This is a genomic window from Lentzea sp. NPDC055074 (assembly GCF_053608005.1).
Genome location: NZ_JBSGUQ010000018.1, coordinates 125627 through 143522, shown reverse-complemented (window position 1 = coordinate 143522; position 17896 = coordinate 125627). Strand labels below are relative to the sequence as shown.

The following is a 17896-nucleotide window of genomic DNA, read 5'->3' as shown; positions in this document are numbered from 1 at the left end:
AGTCGACTACCTTCAGGAGTCATCCGACTGGCCGTTGATAACTCGATCGGGTGATGCAGCCGACTGGGGCTAACGGGTGAAGCGGACAGTTCGACGTCGTGGTCACACATCGCAACCGCCAGGAGCCCCGTGATGACCTATCCGACGCCCCCCGTCTACGCCCAGCCCGTGAGCGCTCCGCCGAAGCCGTCGAGATTCGGGGCGCTCGCGTGGACCTCGGTCATTCTCGGGATCGTCGGCGTCGTGTCCTCGTGGCTCCCGCTCCTGAACATCCTCACCTCCATCGCCGCGTTCGTCGGGGTCGTGCTCGGCGCCATCGCGTTGTTCGGCAGCCGCAAGATCCTCGCGGCCATCGGTGTCGTCGTGTGTGTTCTCGCCATCGTCTTCTCCGTGGCGGCGACGAACGCCGTGGTCGACGCCATCGACGGCAGCGTCAACGAGGGCCAGGTCGGGGCGCCCGGTGAACCCGCGAAGCAGGAGGCGCTGAAGGAGAACCCGACCTGGGGCAAGCGGTACACGTGGGCGAACGGTCTCTCGGTCGACGTCGCCAAGCCGGTCGCTTGCACACCGGGCCAGTTCGCGGCGCCGCAGAACATCGCCCGCGCGGTGAAGTTCGAGGTCACCATCACCAACGGGACGAGTGCCGCGTTCGAGACCGCGTTGATGTCGATGGGCTCCGACGCGCAGTTCAACGGGCAGAAGGCCGAGAAGGTGTTCGACAGCAGTGGTGGCTGCGACGGCACGCTGTTCGACTCCGCGACCGTGCTGCCGGGCAAGACCTACACGTTCCACGTCGCGTACTCGGTCGGCGCGCAGCCCGGTGAGATGCAGCTCGTGTTCGAGCCGACCTTCAACTCCGACAAGGCGGCGTTCGTCGGTCAGGCGTAAACCGTTCGCTTGTGGGCGCACGGACGGGTTACAAAATGGGGCATGTTGCGCAAGTACCCGCGAACGCCCCATCTGGAGGGCTCCCGCCTGCAACCGGGCGACGAGGACCTCGACCAGGTGCCGTTCCGCGCGATCGCGGGGCGGCACCTCGTCGTCGAGGAGAAGCTCGACGGTGCCAACGCGGGCATCAGCTTCGACTCGGACGGCGTGCTGAAACTCCAGTCACGCGGCCACTTCCTGGCGGGAGGACCGAGGGAACGGCAGTTCGCGCCGCTGAAGGCGTGGGCCGCGACGCACCAGGGCGTGCTGTGGGAGAGGCTCGGCACGCGCTTCGTGCTCTACGGGGAATGGTTGTACGCCAAGCACACCGTGTTCTACGACGCGCTGCCGCACCACTTCTGCGAGTTCGACCTGCTCGACCGCTCGACCGGTGAGTTCCTGTCCACTCCGGAACGCCGCCGGGTGCTCGCGGGCACACCTGTCGTGTCCGTGCCGGTGCTGCACGAGGGGCCGTTGCGCCGCTTGAAGGACTTGACCGCGTTGCTCGGTCCGTCCACGTGCCGCACGACGGTGTGGCGCGACGCGTTGGTCGACGCGGCGCGTGCGGCGGGGCAGGACCCGCAGGTCGTTGTCGCGGAGACGGATTCGGACGACGACATGGAAGGCCTCTACATCAAGGTGGAGGAGGACGGCCGCACGGTCGAGCGCTACAAGTGGGTGCGGCCGACGTTCGTCACCGCCGTCCTGGACTCGGGCAGCCACTGGCAGGACCGCCCGATCCTGCCGAACCAGGTGGTGGCCCGTGTTTGAGCAACTCTGCCCGGCCGGGCCACAGTGGACCCTCGACTGGGACGCCGTCCGTGCGGCGTTCCCGTGGGTGCGCGCTCTCGAAGGCGTGCCGCAGGATCCTGTGCACCACGCCGAGGGTGACGTCGCCACGCACACCCGGATGGCGTGCGAGGCCCTGGTGTCGTTGCCCGAATGGCGTTCACGTCCCGAGGCGGACCGAGTGCGGCTGTTCGCGACGGTGCTGCTGCACGACGCTGCGAAGCCGTTCCGCACGCAGATCGCCGACGGCCGCGTCACCGCGCATGGCCACTCACGCGCCGGAGACCTGCTGGCGCGCAAGCTGCTGTGGGAGATGGGACGCCCGATCGCGTGGCGCGAACACGTCGCCGCGCTGGTGCGGCACCACCAGGTGCCGTTCTGGGCGCTGGAACGCCCCGACCTCGACCGCATCGCGTTCCGGGTGAGTCTGCTCGCGCGCAACGACGACCTGGCGACGCTCGCCCGCGCCGACATCCTCGGCCGGATCTGCGGCGACGCGGACTCGGTGCTGGAGAACATCGCGCTGTTCGAGGAGTACTGCCGCGAACGCGACTGCCTCGACCGGCCGCGCGTCTTCCCGTCCGACCACGCCCGGTTCCAGTACTTCCGCACGCCCGGCCGCGACCCCGGCTACGCCGCCTACGACGACACGCGCGTCGAGGTGACGGTGCTGTCCGGGCTGCCGGGCGTCGGCAAGGACCACTGGATCGCGGCCAACCGGCCGGGCTGGCCGGTGGTGAGTCTCGACGCGGTGCGCTCGCGGCTCGGCATCGCGCCCGACGGCGACCAACGGGCGGTGGCCGCCGCCGCGTTCGAGGAGGCCCGAGCGCTGTTGCGCGCGGGGGAGCGGTTCGTCTGGAACGCGACCAACATCTCCCAGCAGCTGCGCGAGCGTTGCATCGGGCTCGCCGCGGACTACCGCGCCCGCATCACCCTGGTCGGACTCGAAGCACCGAAGAACGTGATCCACGCTCGCAACCGGGCCCGCCCGGAACCGGTGCCGGCCGCAGTGATCGACCGGCTCATCGGCAAGTGGGAGGCGGTCGACGTCACCGAGGCGCACGCCGTCGAACTCGTAGACACCGCGGGTCCGTCCGCCTGATCTCCGGTCGGCCGTGACCGCGCAGTGCTTCGGTGCTCGGCACGATCGCGCCATCCACCCCGGTTATGTCAACCCGGCAACCCGCTGACCTGCCCCTTAGCAATGACTCTTTGGACTTCGTCGTCAAATGAGCCATTGCTAAGGGGTGGTGCGGGTGACCGGTGGGGCGCTGGGCACTGATATATCGGTTGGCGAGGGCGACAGCCGATATATCAGTGGGCGGGGTCAGCGGCGGTGTTCGCCGTGGTGGCCGATCGCCCGGACCAGCCAGAGGGTGCCGGCGCCGGCGACCACCAGGACGGCGATACCGGTGAGGAAGCCGACGCTCGTGGACGAGTCGTCGGGTTGTGCGGGCGGGCTGCTGTTGGACTTCGTCTGCTGGGCGATGGGCGGGGTGTTCGTCATCTGCAGCGAGTTCGCCTTCACGAGGCCGGTGCCCTCCAGCAGGAGCATGTGCTTGAGCAGGAGGGTCAGGGCGGTCTGCGAGGCGATGCGGGCGGGGAGGCTCTTGGTCGTCGCGCGGGCGTGGGCGACCTGGGTGATGAGCGAGCCGTCGGCCGCGCGGGACAGGTTCGTGTACATGGTGTCGAGCTCGTCTCCGGAGCTCGACGAGATGGCGTTCGCCCACGACTTCTGTTCGGTCGTCGGTTCGGAGGGGAGGTCCACGCCGATCTTGCGGGCGGCCTCCGTGACCGCTTGAGCGAGCTGGGTGTGCTCGGAGGCGAGCTGGCCCGCGACCTTGCGGACCTTCGCGTCACGGGCGCGGTCCGAGCTCTCGCGGCTGGCCGGCTTCTGCCACAACGAATGCTGCGCGAGCAGCACGAGCATTTCCCGGTCCGACGGTTCCACGTTCTGACCGATTACGCGGACCGCGTTCACCTGTGCTTTGGCGGTCACCAATTCGAGTGCCGACGGGTCGACCCTGCCCGTGTTCTCCAGGACCGTCATTGTACGAATCAGCATCTGCACGGTCTGGTGGGCGAGTGTGCGAATTGTGGTGTTCTGCGTCGTGGCCCGCGTTTGCACGGCCATTACCAGAAGGCCGCCCTGCGTTTGTCGGATGATCGTCGCGAAGGCGCGGTCGTGGTTGTCACCGGTGCGTCCTGCCATCTCGTCGATGAGTGACTGGTGTTCACTGCTGACGTCGTTCGGCAGGACCACGCCTAGTTCTTCGGCGGATTTCAGGAGCGCGACGTCGAGTCGCGAATGTCCTTCGAAGATGTCACGTCCGGCATTGCTGATGCCCGCATTCGTCGAGCGTGTCGGAGCTTCTTTGCTCACCGGCACCAGCCACGAGTTCGCCTGGCGTAGAGAAACCATGAACGAGCGATCCGATGGCTGTACTTCTGTTGATTGCGCATTGGCCGGGACGGCTCCGATGAAAGCCCCCAGAAATACGACAGACAGCATGGCGAACAACGCCAAGCGCTGCCCCAGCGTGTCCAATCGGTGACGCATAGTGCCCGTTCCCTCCCGTGATCGAGCTGCCTTCGAAGGTGATACGCGCAGGTGGAGTCGGGGTTCACTGGACCTGCGGAGATGCTTATGTGATGTGGATCACATGGCTGCTGGCGAACCATTGGGACTGAATTTACGTACCCGAGAGGTTTTCGTGTTCACGCTGTAGTATCTGGACGATTCCGTGCTCGGCCACCGAGTCGCTGGGACTGCCGCCCGAAGCGAACCCGTCGCCGATATCTGGGGAGGTCGTCAGTTTCATGGTTGATCAGGGCAAGGTCGCACAAGCCCACCAGGACGAAGAATTGCTCACCTTGCTCTACGGGCAGTTCCAGCGGATGTTGTTCTCGCAGGTCCTGTGCCTGACCAACTACGACCGCCAGTGGACGGAAGACGTCGTTCAGGAGACGTTGATCAGGGCGTGGCAGAACTCCGCGCATCTTGTTCGTGAACCGGGCATGTTGCGCGGCTGGCTTTGTACTGTGGCTCGTCGCATTGTGATCGACGGATGGCGAAGCCGGCAGGCGCGGCCGCAGGAAGTCGAATTGTTGCGTCCTGACATCGCTGAATCTCCGGACGACACGGAACAGACACTTTCGGTGATGGTCATTAACGATGTAGTACGCCAATTGAGTGATGAACACCGTTCGGCTATCTACGAAACGTATGTCATGGGACGAACGGTGAAGGAGGCCGCGCTCGTTCTCGGAGTCCCCGAAGGAACCGTCAAGTCCCGGCTGTACAAGGCGATGCACACGATCCGCCGGGCACTGCAGGACAGGAGCTAGTGATAGTGACCCGTCAACCACATCACGAGCACGCGGGAGCAGGACCAGACCAAGATCAGAGCCAGAACGACGACGACCGCGCGGACCAGGAAGGTCCGTGCGGTGATGTGGCGGCATATGCGCTGGGCGTACTCGACCCGGCGCAGCACGTGAGCTTCTCGCGGCACCTAACCGGGTGCGAGGACTGCCGGCGTGACGCCGCCGACTTCGGCATGTTCGCGCCGGTGCTGCGGCCGGTGCTGACCGAGAACCCGCCGGGCGTGCCCAGGTCGTGCCCGATTGCTCGCAGCATCCTGGTGGTGGCGGCGGGCGTCGTGGTGGCCATCGCCGCAGTGCTCTCGGTCGTGGAGTCGCTGTCCTCGCACGTCGACAACCCCGTCGACGTAGGCACTCTCACGCGCGCCATGTCCACTTACGAGGAGCGGTATCCGCTGGTCGGGCGCATGTGAGGACCGACTCGAGCCAGCGAGCAGCCCGGCGAGGCGCATCCATGCGCGCATCAGCCCGGCGAAGATCATCGCTCGCTCCAGCACTCCAGCTCCGAACAGTCCAGCGACCAGCTCACAGTTCCGTTAATCGTTACCTGTGGGTAAGTTTGCCCGACTACGAAGCGCAGGTCTCTACGGTCGGCACCGAAGGAACACCGAAACCTTCGACCTGCGGTCCTCTCGGTACCGAAGGCAGGGGTAGACAGAGGTGACTTCTCCACTACTCGGCCGGGACGCGGAACTAGACGCTCTCGGACGCTTGCTGGACGACGCGGTCCAGGGCACCGGCTCCTGCGTCGTCGTCACCGGCGGGTTCGGCATCGGCAAGACCGCGGTGCTCGACGCGCTCGCCGCCGAAGCCCGCGAACGCGGGTTCACCGTCCGGCTGGCCAAGAGCGCCCGCCTGGAGAGCCACCTCCCCGGCGCGGTGGTGCGCCAGCTCGCGCCGTGCCTCGCGAACGAGCACGACCTGGAGGAGCTGTACGCGCGTGCCGCGAACTCCGCGCGCAAGGGACCGATCCTGATGGTCATCGACGACGTGCACGTCGCCGACACCTTCTCCAAGCGCGCGCTCGCGTACCTGCGCCCGCGGTTGCAGGAGATGCCGGTCGTCATCGCGCTCGGCGCGTCCCAGGGCTACCTCTCCACCGACGAGATCACGCTGCCCGAGATCGCCGGCGTCCACCCGAACCGCCTCGACCTCGACGGTCTCGACGTCACCGCGGTCGCGCGCCTCACCGAGAACCTCCCGGACCGGGACCCGCAGCGCTGCCACGAGCTCACCGGCGGCAACCCCTACCTGCTCCAGGCGCTGCTGCGTGAGGAGGGCGAGGGGTCCGCCGCCGTCGGCGAGATGATCGGCATGCGGCTGCGCGAGTACACCGGAGCCGCCGAGGTCGCCCGCTCCGCCGCCGTGCTGGACGGTGACGCGGGGCTCGAGCTGCTGTCCGCGCTCACCGGGTTCGACGCGCTGCCCGCCGTCGACATGCTCGTCCGTCTCGGCGTGCTCGCCGACACCGACCCGCTGACGTTCCGGCATCCGTTCGTGCGCAACAGCATCCTCGCCGACATGCCGATCGCGGTCCGCTCCGCCGCGCACTCCCGCGCGGCCTGGCTGCTGTTCGAGTCGGACGCCCCGGACGAGCGCGTCGCCGAGCACGTGCTGAAGGCCAGATCGGTGCGCTTACCGTGGTCCGTCGACCTGCTGCGCGAGGTCGGCGGCGTCGAGAACCTGGAACGGGCGCTCGAGGAACACCTGTCCGAAGAGGACCGCCTCGCGATCGAGGTTGAGCTCGGGCACACGGAACACCTGCGGGACAACGCACTGGGCCGCGACCGGGTCCGCGACGCGCTGGTGCAGTGCGAGGACCCGCACCTCGCCGCGAACGTCGCGCTCGCGTTGATCCAGCGCATGTGCACGGGTTCGGACGCGCATTTCGCCGTCTCGCTCGCGATCATGGTCGTCGCCCGGCTGCTGCCCGAGGACCGCGACAAGGTCTGGAACCTCGTCTGCACCACCTACCTGCTCGCGGCCAACCGCGACACCCGCATGGCGAACTGCGCCGGCAAGTACTTCGAGGACCTCGTCGGCGACGTCCCGCAGGACCCGAACCTCAAGCGCGCGCGGTCGGCGTTGCTCGCGGTCGGCAACGCCCGCAGCGGCGACTCGTACCCCGAAGCCGTCGAGTACGCGCTGGAGGCCCTCGAAGGCGAGTGGGTCGACGTCTTCGGCGAGCCCTACATCTTCACGTTCCTGATGCCGGTGCTCGGCGACGATCCCGAGCACATCAACAAGTTCTGGCTCTCGCACAGCACCGCGCCGGTCTCGCACGACCCGCACCTGCGCCGCGGGATGCTCAGCATGATCGCCCGAGCCTCCGCCTTCCACAACAGCGGAGACCTGGCGCGCGCCTACACGTTCCTGACGCCGCCGGTCTCCACGGGCAACCTGGAGTGCCCCGCCGTCGTGCTCGCGACCGCGAAGCTGGCCGAGGTCTGCATCGAGATGGGGCAGTTCGACGAGGCCGCCCCGCTCGTCGCCGAGGACGGCGACCTGTTGCAACACATCAACATCGTCTACGCCCGCGGCCGCCTCAAGCTCGCGTCGTGCCACGCGGAGGGCGGACTGGAGGACCTGCTGGAGGCGGGCCGCCGGCTCGCCGGACGCGAGATGCCCAACCCCGCGCTGATCGCGTGGCGGCACCACGCCGTGCGCGCGTACCTGGCGCTGGGCAACCGTGACGACGCCGCCCGGCTCGCGCACGAGGAGCTCGACCTGGCCAAGCGGTGGGGTTCCCCGCGGGTGATCGGGACGGCGTTGATGAGCGTCGGCATGAGCACCGACGACATCGACGTCCTCACCGAGGCCGAGCAGATCCTCGCCTCGTCACCGCACCGGCTGCTGCACGCCCAGTCGTCGTACTGGCTCGGCCACCACCTGCGCCGCAAGGGCCGCGCCGACGCGGCCGCGACGCACCTGCGGCAGTCGTTCGAGCTCGCCCGGCGCCTGAGCGCGCACCCGCTGGCCAAGCTCGCGGGCGACGAGGTCCGCGACGAGGACGACCAGGTGCAGGGCCTGACCAAGCAGGAGAACCGCGTCGCCCGGATGGCGGCGCAGGGCCTGACGAACCGGCAGATCGCCGAAGCCCTGCACCTCACCCGGCGCACGGTGGAACTGCACCTGTCGAGCGCCTACCGCAAGCTCGGCATCACGGGACGAGCCGAGCTCGTCGCCACCTTGTGGTCCTGACGGCGACCATCAAACCCGCCATCACGATCACGGTGACAACCGACGACAGCATCAGGAACTCGTTGAGCCGCCCGGAGCCGAGGTAGGCGCCGAGCGCGATCGCCACGACCGCACACGGCACGGTCCATGATGGACTCCATCGACAGAAGCGTTGCGCGATAACGGGAGTCCGGGATCGCGTCGTTGAGCAGCTTCTTCTGGACGGGGAAGCTCATGCCCGCGGTCACGGAGAACAGGCACAGCAACACGATCGTCACGACACCTCCGGACGGCACGACGAACCCGATCGCCAGCGCCATCACGACGGGCAGCAGGAACACGGACCTCGCCGGCCCGATCCTGCGCGACAACCAGTGCGGCCGCGACCGCCTCGAAGACCGTCATCGCGGCGAGCACCGAGCCGTACCAGCCGACCGGGACGTCCTTCGACTCAGCACCGGCTGGAACAGGTTGACCTGCAGGATCCGCACCAGCGTGAACATCGCGATGCCCTGGATCATCAGCAACACCAGCCAGCGAGACCCGCCGAGCGCCTGGAGCGCGCCGCAGACACCCGCGAGCAGCTTCGACGTCCTGCCCTCAGGCCGGGTCCAGCCCGGGATCGGCGGCAGCCTGAGCGCGACCACGACGGCGATCGCGGCATTGATCGCCGTCAGCCAGTACGGCGACGCAGGTTCCACTGCATCAGCAGGCCGAGACCGGCGTCACCGCCTGTTGGGTGAAGAATCCAACGTGGCGGGACGCCAGTCTCGTGGGGTGAGCCGAACTTCCGGTTCGTGATCTGGGTTACCCGAGCTGCGAGGCCTCGCGGGCGAGGGTCTCGATGCGCTCCCAGTCACCCTGGACGAGGGCGTCCTTCGGAGCGAGCCACGAGCCACCGACGCAGCCGACGTTCGGCAGCGCGAGGTAGTTCGGCGCGGTCTGCGGCGTGATGCCGCCGGTTGGGCAGAACCGCACGTGCGGGATGGGGCCACCGATCGACTTGAGGTAGTCGACCCCGCCCGCGGCCTCGGCGGGGAAGAACTTCAGCGCGGTCAGCCCGCGCTCGGCCAGCCGCAGCACCTCCGACACCGTCGCGGCGCCCGGCAGGTACGGCAGCCCGGTCGCGTCGGCGGCGTCGAGCACCCGGTCGGTCGTGCCGGGGGTGACGAGGAACGCCGCCCCGGCCTTCGCGGCCTGCTCCGCGTGCTCCGGCGCCGTGACGGTGCCCGCGCCGATCACGATCTCCGGAACCTCGCGCGCGACGTTCTCGATCGCGGCGAGCGCGGCCGGGGTGCGCAGCGTGAGCTCGATGACGCGCACGCCACCGCGCAGCAGTGCCTGGGCGAGCGGCACCGCGTGGTCGGCGTCGTCGACCACGACGACGGGGATGACGGGCGACAGGCCGAGGAGGTCCGCGCCGGTCGTCACCCGAGGATTGTCACCGTTGGTCACTGCTGCTCTCCTTGCCGAACTCGGGTCGTAGCTGAAGATCGAAAACCGATATATCGCATATTGCTGCCTGCGGCTCGGGTTGCCGTGCCCCTGGGCGCGGGTCCCACAAGCCTCCACTGTGCCTGGCACCGCTCACCCGGATGCAAAAAACGTTTGCGGACGAAGTCAAAAGACTCATTGCAATGGCATCCGGGATGGGTGGCGGCGAGGTTCGCGGGACGGCTGGGTGGCGCTGTCGGAGCGGTCGGCGGGGCCGTGTCGCGGGCGGTTGGCGGGCTGGGTCGGACGGGCGTCGCCGCCCCTTTGCAATGGGTCTTTTGCGGACGAAGTCCAAAGAGTCATTGCTAAGGGGCAGGTCAGCAGTGGTGCGGAACCAATATATTGGTTGCAGCGGGTGCAACGGCTAGTGGTGGGTGACCGGGGCGAAGTGATCCGCGGTGATCGGGCCGAACACCGTGGCGCCGCGGTCGGCCGGGCCGACGCTGCGGCGCAGGGCGGCGAACAGTTCGCGGCCCGTGCCCATCCACTCGCGGCTGGTCGGCGGGAAGTCGACGAGGGGGCGGGTCGCCAGTTCCTCCGCGGGCACCTGGACCTCCAGGGTTCCGGCGGTGGCGTCGAGGCGGACGACGTCGCCGTCGCGGACGCGGCCGAGCGGGCCGCCGACTGCGGCTTCCGGGGTCAGCTGGATCGCGGCCGGGATCTTGCCCGAGGCGCCGGACATGCGTCCGTCGGTCACGAGCGCCACCTTGTGGCCGCGGTCCATCAGGACGCCGAGCGGCGGGGTGAGCTTGTGGAGCTCGGGCATGCCGTTGGCCTGGGGGCCCTGCTGGCGGACGACGACGACCACGTCGCGGTCCAGCTCGCCCGCCTTGAAGGCCTCCTGGAACGCCTCCTGCGTCGTGAAGACGCGGGCCGGGGCCTCGACGACGTGGTTCTCCGACGCCACAGCCGAGACCTTGATGACGGAGCGGCCGAGGTTGCCGGAGAGCATGCGCAGGCCGCCGTCGGACGCGAACGGCTCCGAGGCGGGGCGCAGGACCTCGAGGTCGAGGGAACGGCCGGGGCCGTCGACCCAGATCAGCTCGCCGTCGGCCAGCATCGGTTCCTGGCGGTAGCGGTCCAGGCCGTGGCCCGCGACGGTGTTGACGTCGGCGTGCAGCAGGCCCGAGTCGAGCAGGGTGCCCACGACGAACTGGACGCCGCCCGCGGCCTGGAAGTGGTTGATGTCGGCGCCGCCGTTCGGGTAGACCCGCGCGATCAGCGGCACGACGGACGACAGGTCGGAGAAGTCGTCCCAGCTCAGCTCGATGCCCGCGGCAGCGGCGATGGCGACCAGGTGCATCGTGTGGTTCGTGGAACCGCCGGTCGCCAGGAGCGCGACCACGCCGTTGACCACGGCCTTCTCGTCGACGATGTGCGCGATCGGCGTGTAGCCCTCGCCCTTGGCCATCTCGACGGCGCGGCGGCCCGCGTGCTCGGTCAGCGCGCGGCGCAGGCCGGTGCCGGGCGGGACGAACGAGGCGCCCGGCAGGTGCAGGCCCATGACCTCGACGACCATCTGGTTCGAGTTCGCGGTGCCGTAGAACGTGCAGGTGCCGGGGGAGTGGTAGGAGGCGGCCTCGGCCTCCAGCAGGTCGTCGCGGGAGGCCTTGCCCTCCGCGTACAGCTGCCGGACGCGGGCCTTCTCCTTGTTCGACAGGCCGGACGACATCGGGCCCGCGGGCACCAGGATCGACGGCAGGTGCCCGAACGACAGCGCGCCGATCAGCAGGCCCGGCACGATCTTGTCGCACACGCCGAGCAGCACGGCGGCGTCGAACATCTCGTGCGACAGGGCCACGCCGGTCGACATGGCGATGACGTCGCGGCTGAACAGCGACAGCTCCATGCCCTCGCGGCCCTGGGTGATGCCGTCGCACATCGCCGGCACACCACCGGCGAACTGGGACACGCCGCCGACGGCGCGGACGGCGTCCTTGATCCAGGCCGGGTACTCCTGGAACGGCTGGTGGGCGGACAGCATGTCGTTGTAGGACGACACGATCGCGACGTTGGACTTGCGCAGCGCGCGCAACGCGGCCTTGTCACCGCCGGTGATCCCGGCGAAGCCGTGCGCGAGGTTGCTGCAGGCGAAGCCGGACCGGGACGTTCCGTCCTGCGCGGCGGCGGCCACGCGCTCGAGGTACGCGCGGCGTGAATCGGCGCTGCGGGCGGCGATCCGGCGTGTCACCTCTGTCAGAACAGGATGCAGTTCGGTCATGGGGGTCTCCGGGTCATCACGGGCCGTGGTGGGGCCCTTACGAGACGACAACGGTGGCGTCCCACAGACGGGCGTGACGCCACACACAATAAGTCATGGCTGGTCGTAGGCACAAAAACGATTCAGTAACTGGTCTGGAACCAGTTTTGAATCTTGGCGTGTGGTGCTTGTCACATGGCTTGAGATTGGGCAGAGTGCGGGGCACGACCTTGGAACGGAGGTGTCCCATGACGTCCACGGAGATCGTCGAGTTGCGGCGGGTCATCGGTCAGATGCGGCATGCCGTCAGCAACCTGCGCGCCCGGTATGGCGACGTGGCTGCGGTGCAACGCCTGGCCAACGACGTAGAACGCATGGACATCGACGCCACCGAACTCGTCGACCTGAGCACCCCGAGGCAGCGCGAAGCGCCTCTGGTGGAACGCGAGGTCGTGGTCGTGCCCGACACGCCCTACGACGAGTCGCTCTGGAAGGACGCGGACGACGAAGGACTCGGTGGGTACCGCAACCGGACCTGACCCAGCCCGAACTCACGGCCCTCGCGGACAGCGGGGGCCGTTACGCGTTTCCTCCACAACGACGTGGACCCCCAGAAAGGTGACCAATGGCGAGGGCAGAGATCGCCGCCAGGACTCTGCGCACGGACCGATGGTGGTTGCCGCCGCTGACGACATTCGTCGGCCTGCTGCTCATCTCGATCTACGCGGCGTTCCGCACGTTCCAGGGGGACTACTACTGGGTCGACCAGTACCACTACCTCACACCGATGTACTCGCCGTGTCTCACCGAGGAGTGCGTGCCCGCGGCCTCGCACTTCGGCCAGTGGTTCCCGGCCCTGCCCGGCTTCCTGACGCCGCCGCTGCTGATCATCCCGTTCCTGCTGGGATTCCGGATCACCTGCTACTACTACCGCAAGGCCTACTACCGCGCAGCGTGGGCGTCACCGCCGGCGTGCGCCGTGGCCGAGCCGCACAGCAAGTACACCGGTGAGACCAGGTTCCCGCTCATCGCGCAGAACCTGCACCGCTACTTCTTCTACGCGGCCTCGCTGTTGTTGCTGATCAACATCTACGACGCGGTCTCCGCGTTCAGCACGGGCCTGGGCCTCGGCAACATCATCCTGCTGGTCAACGTCGGCCTGCTCGCCGCGTACACGCTGTCGTGCCACTCGTGCCGCCACATCGCGGGCGGGCGGCTCAAGCACTTCTCCAAGCACCCGGTCCGGTACTGGACGTGGACGCAGATCTCGAAGCTGAACAACAGGCACATGCAACTCGCCTGGGCGTCGCTGATCTTCGTCTGCCTCACGGACCTGTACGTCGCGCTGGTCGCCTCGGGAACGATCTCCGACCTCCGCTTCATCAACTAAGGAGTGGTTTTGCCCGAGCTGGAAAGGCATTCGTTCGACGTTCTCGTGATCGGCGCGGGTGGCGCCGGTCTGCGTGCCGCGATCGAGGCCCGTGAGCACGGACTGCGCGTCGCCGTTCTCTGCAAGTCGTTGTTCGGCAAGGCCCACACCGTCATGGCCGAGGGTGGCATCGCCGCCGCCATGGGCAACGCGAACGAGAGCGACAACTGGCAGGTCCACTTCCGCGACACCATGCGCGGCGGCAAGTTCCTCAACAACTGGCGGATGGCCGAGTTGCACGCACAGGAAGCGCCGCAACGGGTCTGGGAACTGGAGACCTACGGCGCGCTGTTCGACCGCACCAAGGACGGCCGCATCTCGCAGCGCAACTTCGGTGGCCACGAGTACCCGCGTCTCGCGCACGTCGGCGACCGCACCGGGCTCGAGCTGATCCGCACGCTGCAGCAGAAGATCGTGTCGTTGCAGCAGGAGGACTTCAAGGAGTTCGGCGACTACGAGGCACGCCTGCGGGTGTTCCAGGAGTTCACCGTCACCGACCTCGTCAAGGACGGCGACAGGATCGCGGGCGCGTTCGGCTACTGGCGCGAGTCCGGCCGGTTCGTCATGTTCGAGGCACCCGCGGTGATCCTCGCGACCGGCGGCATCGGCAAGTCGTTCAAGGTCACCTCGAACTCCTGGGAGTACACCGGCGACGGCCACGCGCTCGCGATGCGCGCCGGAGCCTCCCTGATCAACATGGAGTTCATCCAGTTCCACCCCACCGGCATGGTCTGGCCGCCGTCGGTCAAGGGCATCCTCGTCACCGAGTCCGTCCGCGGTGACGGTGGCGTGCTGCGCAACTCCGACGGCAAGCGGTTCATGTTCGACTACATCCCCGAGGTGTTCAAGGACAAGTACGCAGACAACGAGGAAGAAGCCGACCGCTGGTACACCGACCAGGCGAACAACCGGCGCCCACCGGAGCTGCTGCCGCGTGACGAGGTCGCCCGCGCGATCAACTCCGAGGTCAAGGCCGGGCGAGGGTCACCGCACGGCGGCGTCTTCCTCGACGTGTCGACACGTCTGCCCGCCGAGGAGATCCGCCGCCGGCTGCCGTCCATGCACCACCAGTTCAAGGAACTGGCCGATGTGGACATCACCGCGCAGCCGATGGAGGTCGGGCCGACCTGTCACTATGTGATGGGCGGCGTCGAGGTCGACCCCGACACCGGGTCCTCCTCCGTGCCGGGGCTCTACGCGGCCGGTGAGGTCTCCGGCGGCATGCACGGCTCGAACCGCCTGGGCGGCAACAGCCTGTCGGACCTGCTCGTCTTCGGGCGCAGGGCCGGAGCGGGAGCCTCCGAGTACGTGCGGGCGATGACCGACCGCCCCGCGGTCTCGGAGGACATCGTCACCGAGGCACGGGCGACGGCGCTTAAACCTTTCCAGCAGGAAGGCGGTGAGAACCCGTACACGCTGCACATGGAGCTGCAGCAGTCGATGAACGACCTCGTCGGTATCATCCGCCGCGCCGGTGAGATGGAAGAGGCGTTGCAACGGCTGGAGAAGCTCAAGGAACGCGCGCGGTCGCTGACCGTCGAGGGCCACCAGCAGTTCAACCCCGGCTGGCACCTCGCGCTCGACCTGCGCAACATGCTGCTGGTGTCGGAGTGCGTGGCGAAGGCGGCACTGCTGCGCACCGAGTCCCGCGGCGGCCACACCCGCGACGACCACCCCGTGATGGACGCGGAGTGGCGCCGCAAGCTGCTGGTGTGCAAGACCGAAGGTGACGGAGCGGTGGTCACGGAGAAACCGCAGATCCCGATCCGGCACGACCTGCTGGACCTGTTCGACCGCACCGAGCTGGAGAAGTACCTGACCGCCGAGGAGTTGTCATGAGCTACCAGGGGAAGTTCCGGGTGTGGCGCGGTGACGACTCCGGTGGCGCGCTGGAGGACTTCACCGTCGAGGTGAACGAGGGCGAGGTCGTCCTCGACATCATCCACCGGCTGCAGGCCACGCAGACCCCGGACCTCGCGGTGCGGTGGAACTGCAAGGCCGGCAAGTGCGGCTCGTGCTCGGCGGAGATCAACGGACGCCCGCGGCTGCTCTGCATGACCCGCATGTCGATCTTCGACGAGTCGGAGACGATCACGGTCACGCCTATGCGGACGTTCCCGATCATCCGCGACCTCGTGACCGACGTGTCCTTCAACTACACCAAGGCACGCGAGGTCCCGTCGTTCGCGCCGCCGAAGGACCTGGCGCCGGGCGAGTACCGGATGCAGCAGGTGGACGTCGAGCGCTCGCAGGAGTTCCGCAAGTGCATCGAGTGCTTCCTGTGCCAGAACACCTGCCACGTGGTGCGTGACCACGAGGAGAACAAGGAAGCCTTCTCGGGGCCCCGGTTCCTCATGCGGGTCGCCGAGCTGGAGATGCACCCGCTCGACACCGCGGACCGCGTCGACCAGGCGCAGGACGAGCACGGGCTCGGCCTCTGCAACATCACCAAGTGCTGCACCGAGGTGTGCCCCGAGCACATCCACATCACCGACAACGCGCTCATCCCCATGAAGGAGCGCGTCGCCGACCGCAAGTACGACCCGATCGTCTGGCTCGGCAACAAGCTGTTCAGGCGGTCCTAGCGAGAGCCTGCGGGATGACCAGCCCGGACTCGTACGCCATCACCACGGCCTGAGCCCGGCTGGTCAGCCGCAGCTTCGTCATCACGCGGTTGAGGTGCGTCTTCACCGTGCCCTCCGTGACCGTCAGCTTGCCCGCGATCGCCGTGTTCGTCAGCCCCGTGCCGACGAGCCGGAGCACCTCGCGTTCGCGGTCCGTCAGCTCGTCCAGGCCGACCGAGCCCCACGGCGAGACACCCGTGTCACCCCTCAGATAAGCCGCCACGAGCCTGCGCATCACCGTCGGGCTGAACTGCATCTCACCCGACGCCACGGCGGTGATGGCGGCGATCAGGCGGGCCGGTTCGGACTCCTTCAGCACGAACCCCGCCGCGCCCAGCCGCAACGCCTCGTGGACGTACTCGTCGAGGTCGAAGGTCGTCAGCACCAGCACCCGCGTGGACGCCGCGACGCGTTTGAGCGCGGCCAGGTCCGGCAGGCGGATGTCGAGCAGGATCACGTCCGGTCTCGACGACTCGGCCAGCACGGCCGCGGTGGCACCGTCCCCGGCCTCGCCGACGACGGTCAGATCAGGTGAAGCGTTCAGCAACGCGACCAGGCCCGCACGGAACAACGGCTGGTCGTCGACAACAAGCACGCGCGCCACAGTGCCCCTCACTCATGTGACGTCACCGCGGTAGTTCCCCCACCAGGAGCGTACCGCGAAAGTTGACGGGAGATCCACTCTTCGTGAGACGACCGGGTTCCGCCCGCGTCGATACGTTCCGCGCCATGCGCACCGCATCGGCCGACCTGCTCGCCGTCCGCACGATCACCGTGGACGGCTCGGACGTCTACCTCCGGGTCACGGCCAGTCCCGTCGACCTCGCGATCCGGTGGTCGCGCGAAGGGGACCTCCGGGTGGCGGGCAGCCCCGTGCTGTTCCCCGCGGGAGATCGGTCGCGCCGGCTGCTCGGCGCGAACTTCCGCGCCGGCACCACGTTCTGCCTCGACGTCGTGGGGGAGTCCGGGGACTGGTGCGGTGTCGTCGACTGGAACGTCTGACCTTGCGAAGGGGACTCTCGATGAAACGCGCTCTCGCCGGCCTGCTCGCCGTGGGCTTCGTGATGCTGTCGGCCACGCCCGCCCAGGCGGCGTCGACGACGATCACGGTGCCGTTCAAGGAGAACCAGATCACCTGGTTCACCACCGCGCGCACGATCACCGTCGCCGGGTCGGACATCGACGCCAGGGTCGCGCTGGGCGGTGTCATGCAGCTCGCCTGGTACAAGTGCGGCGACCGCACCACGCGCGGCGCGTTCGTGCGGATGGAGGAGACCCGCAAGCACGTCGGCACGAACTTCAAGGCGGGCACCAAGTTCTGCCTCGCCTCGAACAGCCCGTACACCTCGGGCACCGTTGGAGGAACGCTGTGGTGGAGCGGAAACTGACCGCACTGCTCGCGCTCGTGCTCCTGGCGGGGTGCTCGGCACCGCCACCGGCGGTGCCTCCGCTCGTCGACCAGCAGCGGTACACCCAGGACATGCGCGACGGATACGTGAGGTTCACCTGGCCGGACGGCCGCGAACCGGATCTCGGTGTGCTCGCGGAGAAGTCGGGGCCCGGACCGGACAAGGCACCCGCGGGCAGCGAACGGATCGTCCTGGAGATCGCCAACTCCTGCGCCTGGTACCTCGACTGGGAGGAGTCGCGGAAACGCGGCGACCAGGCGGCGGCGACGAAGGCGCTCGAGGTGATGGACGAGGTGCTGCCGACGTTCTCGCCCGAGGACCCCGACGGTCAGCGCTACGCCCGCGAGACGGCCGCGAAGGCCCGGCAGGGCGACGGGTCACTGGCCGCGGACTACGTGACGAACAACTGCGACTCGGTGCTCTGGAAATGACGAACGGGGCGCGTCCGGTGTGGACACGC

At 68.2% G+C, this 17896-nt stretch carries 18 protein-coding genes; 13 read left to right on the top strand and 5 right to left on the bottom strand.

The window, feature by feature from the left end:
• Window positions 1-132 precede the first annotated feature (132 nt).
• From ACWF7A_RS33325 to ACWF7A_RS33315, 3 genes are read left to right on the top strand one after another with little or no spacing between them, the layout of a single operon-like run.
• Window positions 133-888, top strand: coding sequence for a hypothetical protein (locus tag ACWF7A_RS33325; RefSeq protein ID WP_452254478.1), 756 nt, complete (start codon window positions 133-135; stop codon window positions 886-888).
• 42 nt (window positions 889-930) lie between these two features.
• Entirely contained in the window at window positions 931-1698 is a 768-nt protein-coding gene (locus tag ACWF7A_RS33320; protein WP_452254477.1) for an RNA ligase family protein, read from the top strand.
• Entirely contained in the window at window positions 1691-2818 is a 1128-nt protein-coding gene (locus ACWF7A_RS33315) for an AAA family ATPase (protein WP_452254476.1), read from the top strand. The genes ACWF7A_RS33320 and ACWF7A_RS33315 overlap by 8 nt, the downstream gene beginning before the upstream one ends.
• A gap of 225 nt (window positions 2819-3043) precedes the next feature.
• On the opposite strand, the gene ACWF7A_RS33310 is transcribed toward ACWF7A_RS33315, so the two are convergent.
• Window positions 3044-4264, bottom strand: a complete 1221-nt coding sequence (locus ACWF7A_RS33310; protein ID WP_452254475.1) for a DUF4142 domain-containing protein — start codon at window positions 4262-4264, stop codon at window positions 3044-3046.
• A 272-nt stretch (window positions 4265-4536) separates the two neighbouring features.
• Here ACWF7A_RS33310 and ACWF7A_RS33305 point away from each other — a divergent pair, with 272 nt between their 5' ends.
• The 3 genes from ACWF7A_RS33305 (at window position 4537) to ACWF7A_RS33295 (ending at window position 8301) form a co-directional block, all read left to right on the top strand.
• Complete coding sequence (locus tag ACWF7A_RS33305; protein ID WP_452254474.1) at window positions 4537-5064, top strand: sigma-70 family RNA polymerase sigma factor; 528 nt, start codon at window positions 4537-4539, stop codon at window positions 5062-5064.
• A 107-nt stretch (window positions 5065-5171) separates the two neighbouring features.
• Entirely contained in the window at window positions 5172-5513 is a 342-nt protein-coding gene (locus ACWF7A_RS33300) for a zf-HC2 domain-containing protein (RefSeq protein ID WP_452254473.1), read from the top strand.
• Between the two features lie 247 nt (window positions 5514-5760).
• On the top strand, window positions 5761-8301 hold the full coding sequence (locus ACWF7A_RS33295; protein WP_452254472.1) for a BREX system ATP-binding domain-containing protein: 2541 nt from the start codon (window positions 5761-5763) through the stop codon (window positions 8299-8301).
• A gap of 380 nt (window positions 8302-8681) precedes the next feature.
• Here the strand turns inward: ACWF7A_RS33295 and ACWF7A_RS33290 are convergent, their stop codons facing one another.
• The 3 genes from ACWF7A_RS33290 to edd all read right to left on the bottom strand — a co-directional run bounded on the left by ACWF7A_RS33290 (window position 8682) and on the right by edd (window position 11995).
• On the bottom strand, window positions 8682-8981 hold the full coding sequence (locus ACWF7A_RS33290; protein ID WP_452254471.1) for a hypothetical protein: 300 nt from the start codon (window positions 8979-8981) through the stop codon (window positions 8682-8684).
• A 106-nt stretch (window positions 8982-9087) separates the two neighbouring features.
• Window positions 9088-9711: a bifunctional 4-hydroxy-2-oxoglutarate aldolase/2-dehydro-3-deoxy-phosphogluconate aldolase gene (gene eda / locus ACWF7A_RS33285; protein WP_452254536.1), complete on the bottom strand. Its 624-nt coding sequence runs from the start codon at window positions 9709-9711 to the stop codon at window positions 9088-9090.
• 427 nt (window positions 9712-10138) lie between these two features.
• Complete coding sequence (gene edd, locus ACWF7A_RS33280; RefSeq protein ID WP_452254470.1) at window positions 10139-11995, bottom strand: phosphogluconate dehydratase; 1857 nt, start codon at window positions 11993-11995, stop codon at window positions 10139-10141.
• A 227-nt stretch (window positions 11996-12222) separates the two neighbouring features.
• On the opposite strand from edd, the gene ACWF7A_RS33275 reads away from it, so the two are divergent.
• The 4 genes from ACWF7A_RS33275 to ACWF7A_RS33260 all read left to right on the top strand — a co-directional run bounded on the left by ACWF7A_RS33275 (window position 12223) and on the right by ACWF7A_RS33260 (window position 15988).
• On the top strand, window positions 12223-12513 hold the full coding sequence (locus ACWF7A_RS33275; protein ID WP_452254469.1) for a hypothetical protein: 291 nt from the start codon (window positions 12223-12225) through the stop codon (window positions 12511-12513).
• A gap of 86 nt (window positions 12514-12599) precedes the next feature.
• Window positions 12600-13364 carry a hypothetical protein gene (locus ACWF7A_RS33270; protein WP_452254468.1) on the top strand — a complete coding sequence of 255 codons (765 nt, stop codon included), beginning with the start codon at window positions 12600-12602 and terminating at the stop codon, window positions 13362-13364.
• A 9-nt stretch (window positions 13365-13373) separates the two neighbouring features.
• Entirely contained in the window at window positions 13374-15242 is a 1869-nt protein-coding gene (locus tag ACWF7A_RS33265; RefSeq protein WP_452254467.1) for a fumarate reductase/succinate dehydrogenase flavoprotein subunit, read from the top strand.
• The gene (locus ACWF7A_RS33260) at window positions 15239-15988 is read left to right on the top strand and encodes a succinate dehydrogenase/fumarate reductase iron-sulfur subunit (RefSeq protein WP_452254466.1); all 750 of its coding nucleotides are present in this window, start codon (window positions 15239-15241) and stop codon (window positions 15986-15988) included. The genes ACWF7A_RS33265 and ACWF7A_RS33260 overlap by 4 nt, the downstream gene beginning before the upstream one ends.
• Here the strand turns inward: ACWF7A_RS33260 and ACWF7A_RS33255 are convergent.
• The gene (locus tag ACWF7A_RS33255) at window positions 15975-16631 is read right to left on the bottom strand and encodes a response regulator (protein WP_452254535.1); all 657 of its coding nucleotides are present in this window, start codon (window positions 16629-16631) and stop codon (window positions 15975-15977) included. The two genes, ACWF7A_RS33260 and ACWF7A_RS33255, sit on opposite strands and share 14 nt — an antisense overlap.
• Window positions 16632-16756: 125 nt before the next feature.
• On the opposite strand from ACWF7A_RS33255, the gene ACWF7A_RS33250 reads away from it, so the two are divergent.
• The 3 genes from ACWF7A_RS33250 to ACWF7A_RS33240 are packed head-to-tail and all read left to right on the top strand — an operon-like array spanning window position 16757 to window position 17867.
• Window positions 16757-17029, top strand: coding sequence for a hypothetical protein (locus ACWF7A_RS33250; protein ID WP_452254465.1), 273 nt, complete (start codon window positions 16757-16759; stop codon window positions 17027-17029).
• 20 nt (window positions 17030-17049) lie between these two features.
• On the top strand, window positions 17050-17415 hold the full coding sequence (locus tag ACWF7A_RS33245) for a hypothetical protein (protein ID WP_452254464.1): 366 nt from the start codon (window positions 17050-17052) through the stop codon (window positions 17413-17415).
• A complete protein-coding gene (locus ACWF7A_RS33240) occupies window positions 17400-17867 on the top strand; it encodes a hypothetical protein (protein WP_452254463.1) in 468 nt (155 codons plus the stop codon). The genes ACWF7A_RS33245 and ACWF7A_RS33240 overlap by 16 nt, the downstream gene beginning before the upstream one ends.
• Window positions 17868-17896: the final 29 nt, after the last annotated feature.

What these genes read in the sequence shown, in the direction of transcription:
- ACWF7A_RS33250 (WP_452254465.1), top strand. Translation starts at nt 16,757, where the DNA reads ATGCGCACCGCATCGGCCGACCTGCTCGCCGTCCGCACGATCACCGTG.
- ACWF7A_RS33275 (WP_452254469.1), top strand. Translation starts at nt 12,223, where the DNA reads ATGACGTCCACGGAGATCGTCGAGTTGCGGCGGGTCATCGGTCAGATG.
- ACWF7A_RS33325 (WP_452254478.1), top strand. Translation starts at nt 133, where the DNA reads ATGACCTATCCGACGCCCCCCGTCTACGCCCAGCCCGTGAGCGCTCCG.
- ACWF7A_RS33245 (WP_452254464.1), top strand. Translation starts at nt 17,050, where the DNA reads ATGAAACGCGCTCTCGCCGGCCTGCTCGCCGTGGGCTTCGTGATGCTG.
- ACWF7A_RS33270 (WP_452254468.1), top strand. Translation starts at nt 12,600, where the DNA reads ATGGCGAGGGCAGAGATCGCCGCCAGGACTCTGCGCACGGACCGATGG.
- edd (WP_452254470.1), bottom strand. Translation starts at nt 11,995, where the DNA reads ATGACCGAACTGCATCCTGTTCTGACAGAGGTGACACGCCGGATCGCC.
- ACWF7A_RS33320 (WP_452254477.1), top strand. Translation starts at nt 931, where the DNA reads ATGTTGCGCAAGTACCCGCGAACGCCCCATCTGGAGGGCTCCCGCCTG.
- ACWF7A_RS33260 (WP_452254466.1), top strand. Translation starts at nt 15,239, where the DNA reads ATGAGCTACCAGGGGAAGTTCCGGGTGTGGCGCGGTGACGACTCCGGT.
- ACWF7A_RS33305 (WP_452254474.1), top strand. Translation starts at nt 4,537, where the DNA reads ATGGTTGATCAGGGCAAGGTCGCACAAGCCCACCAGGACGAAGAATTG.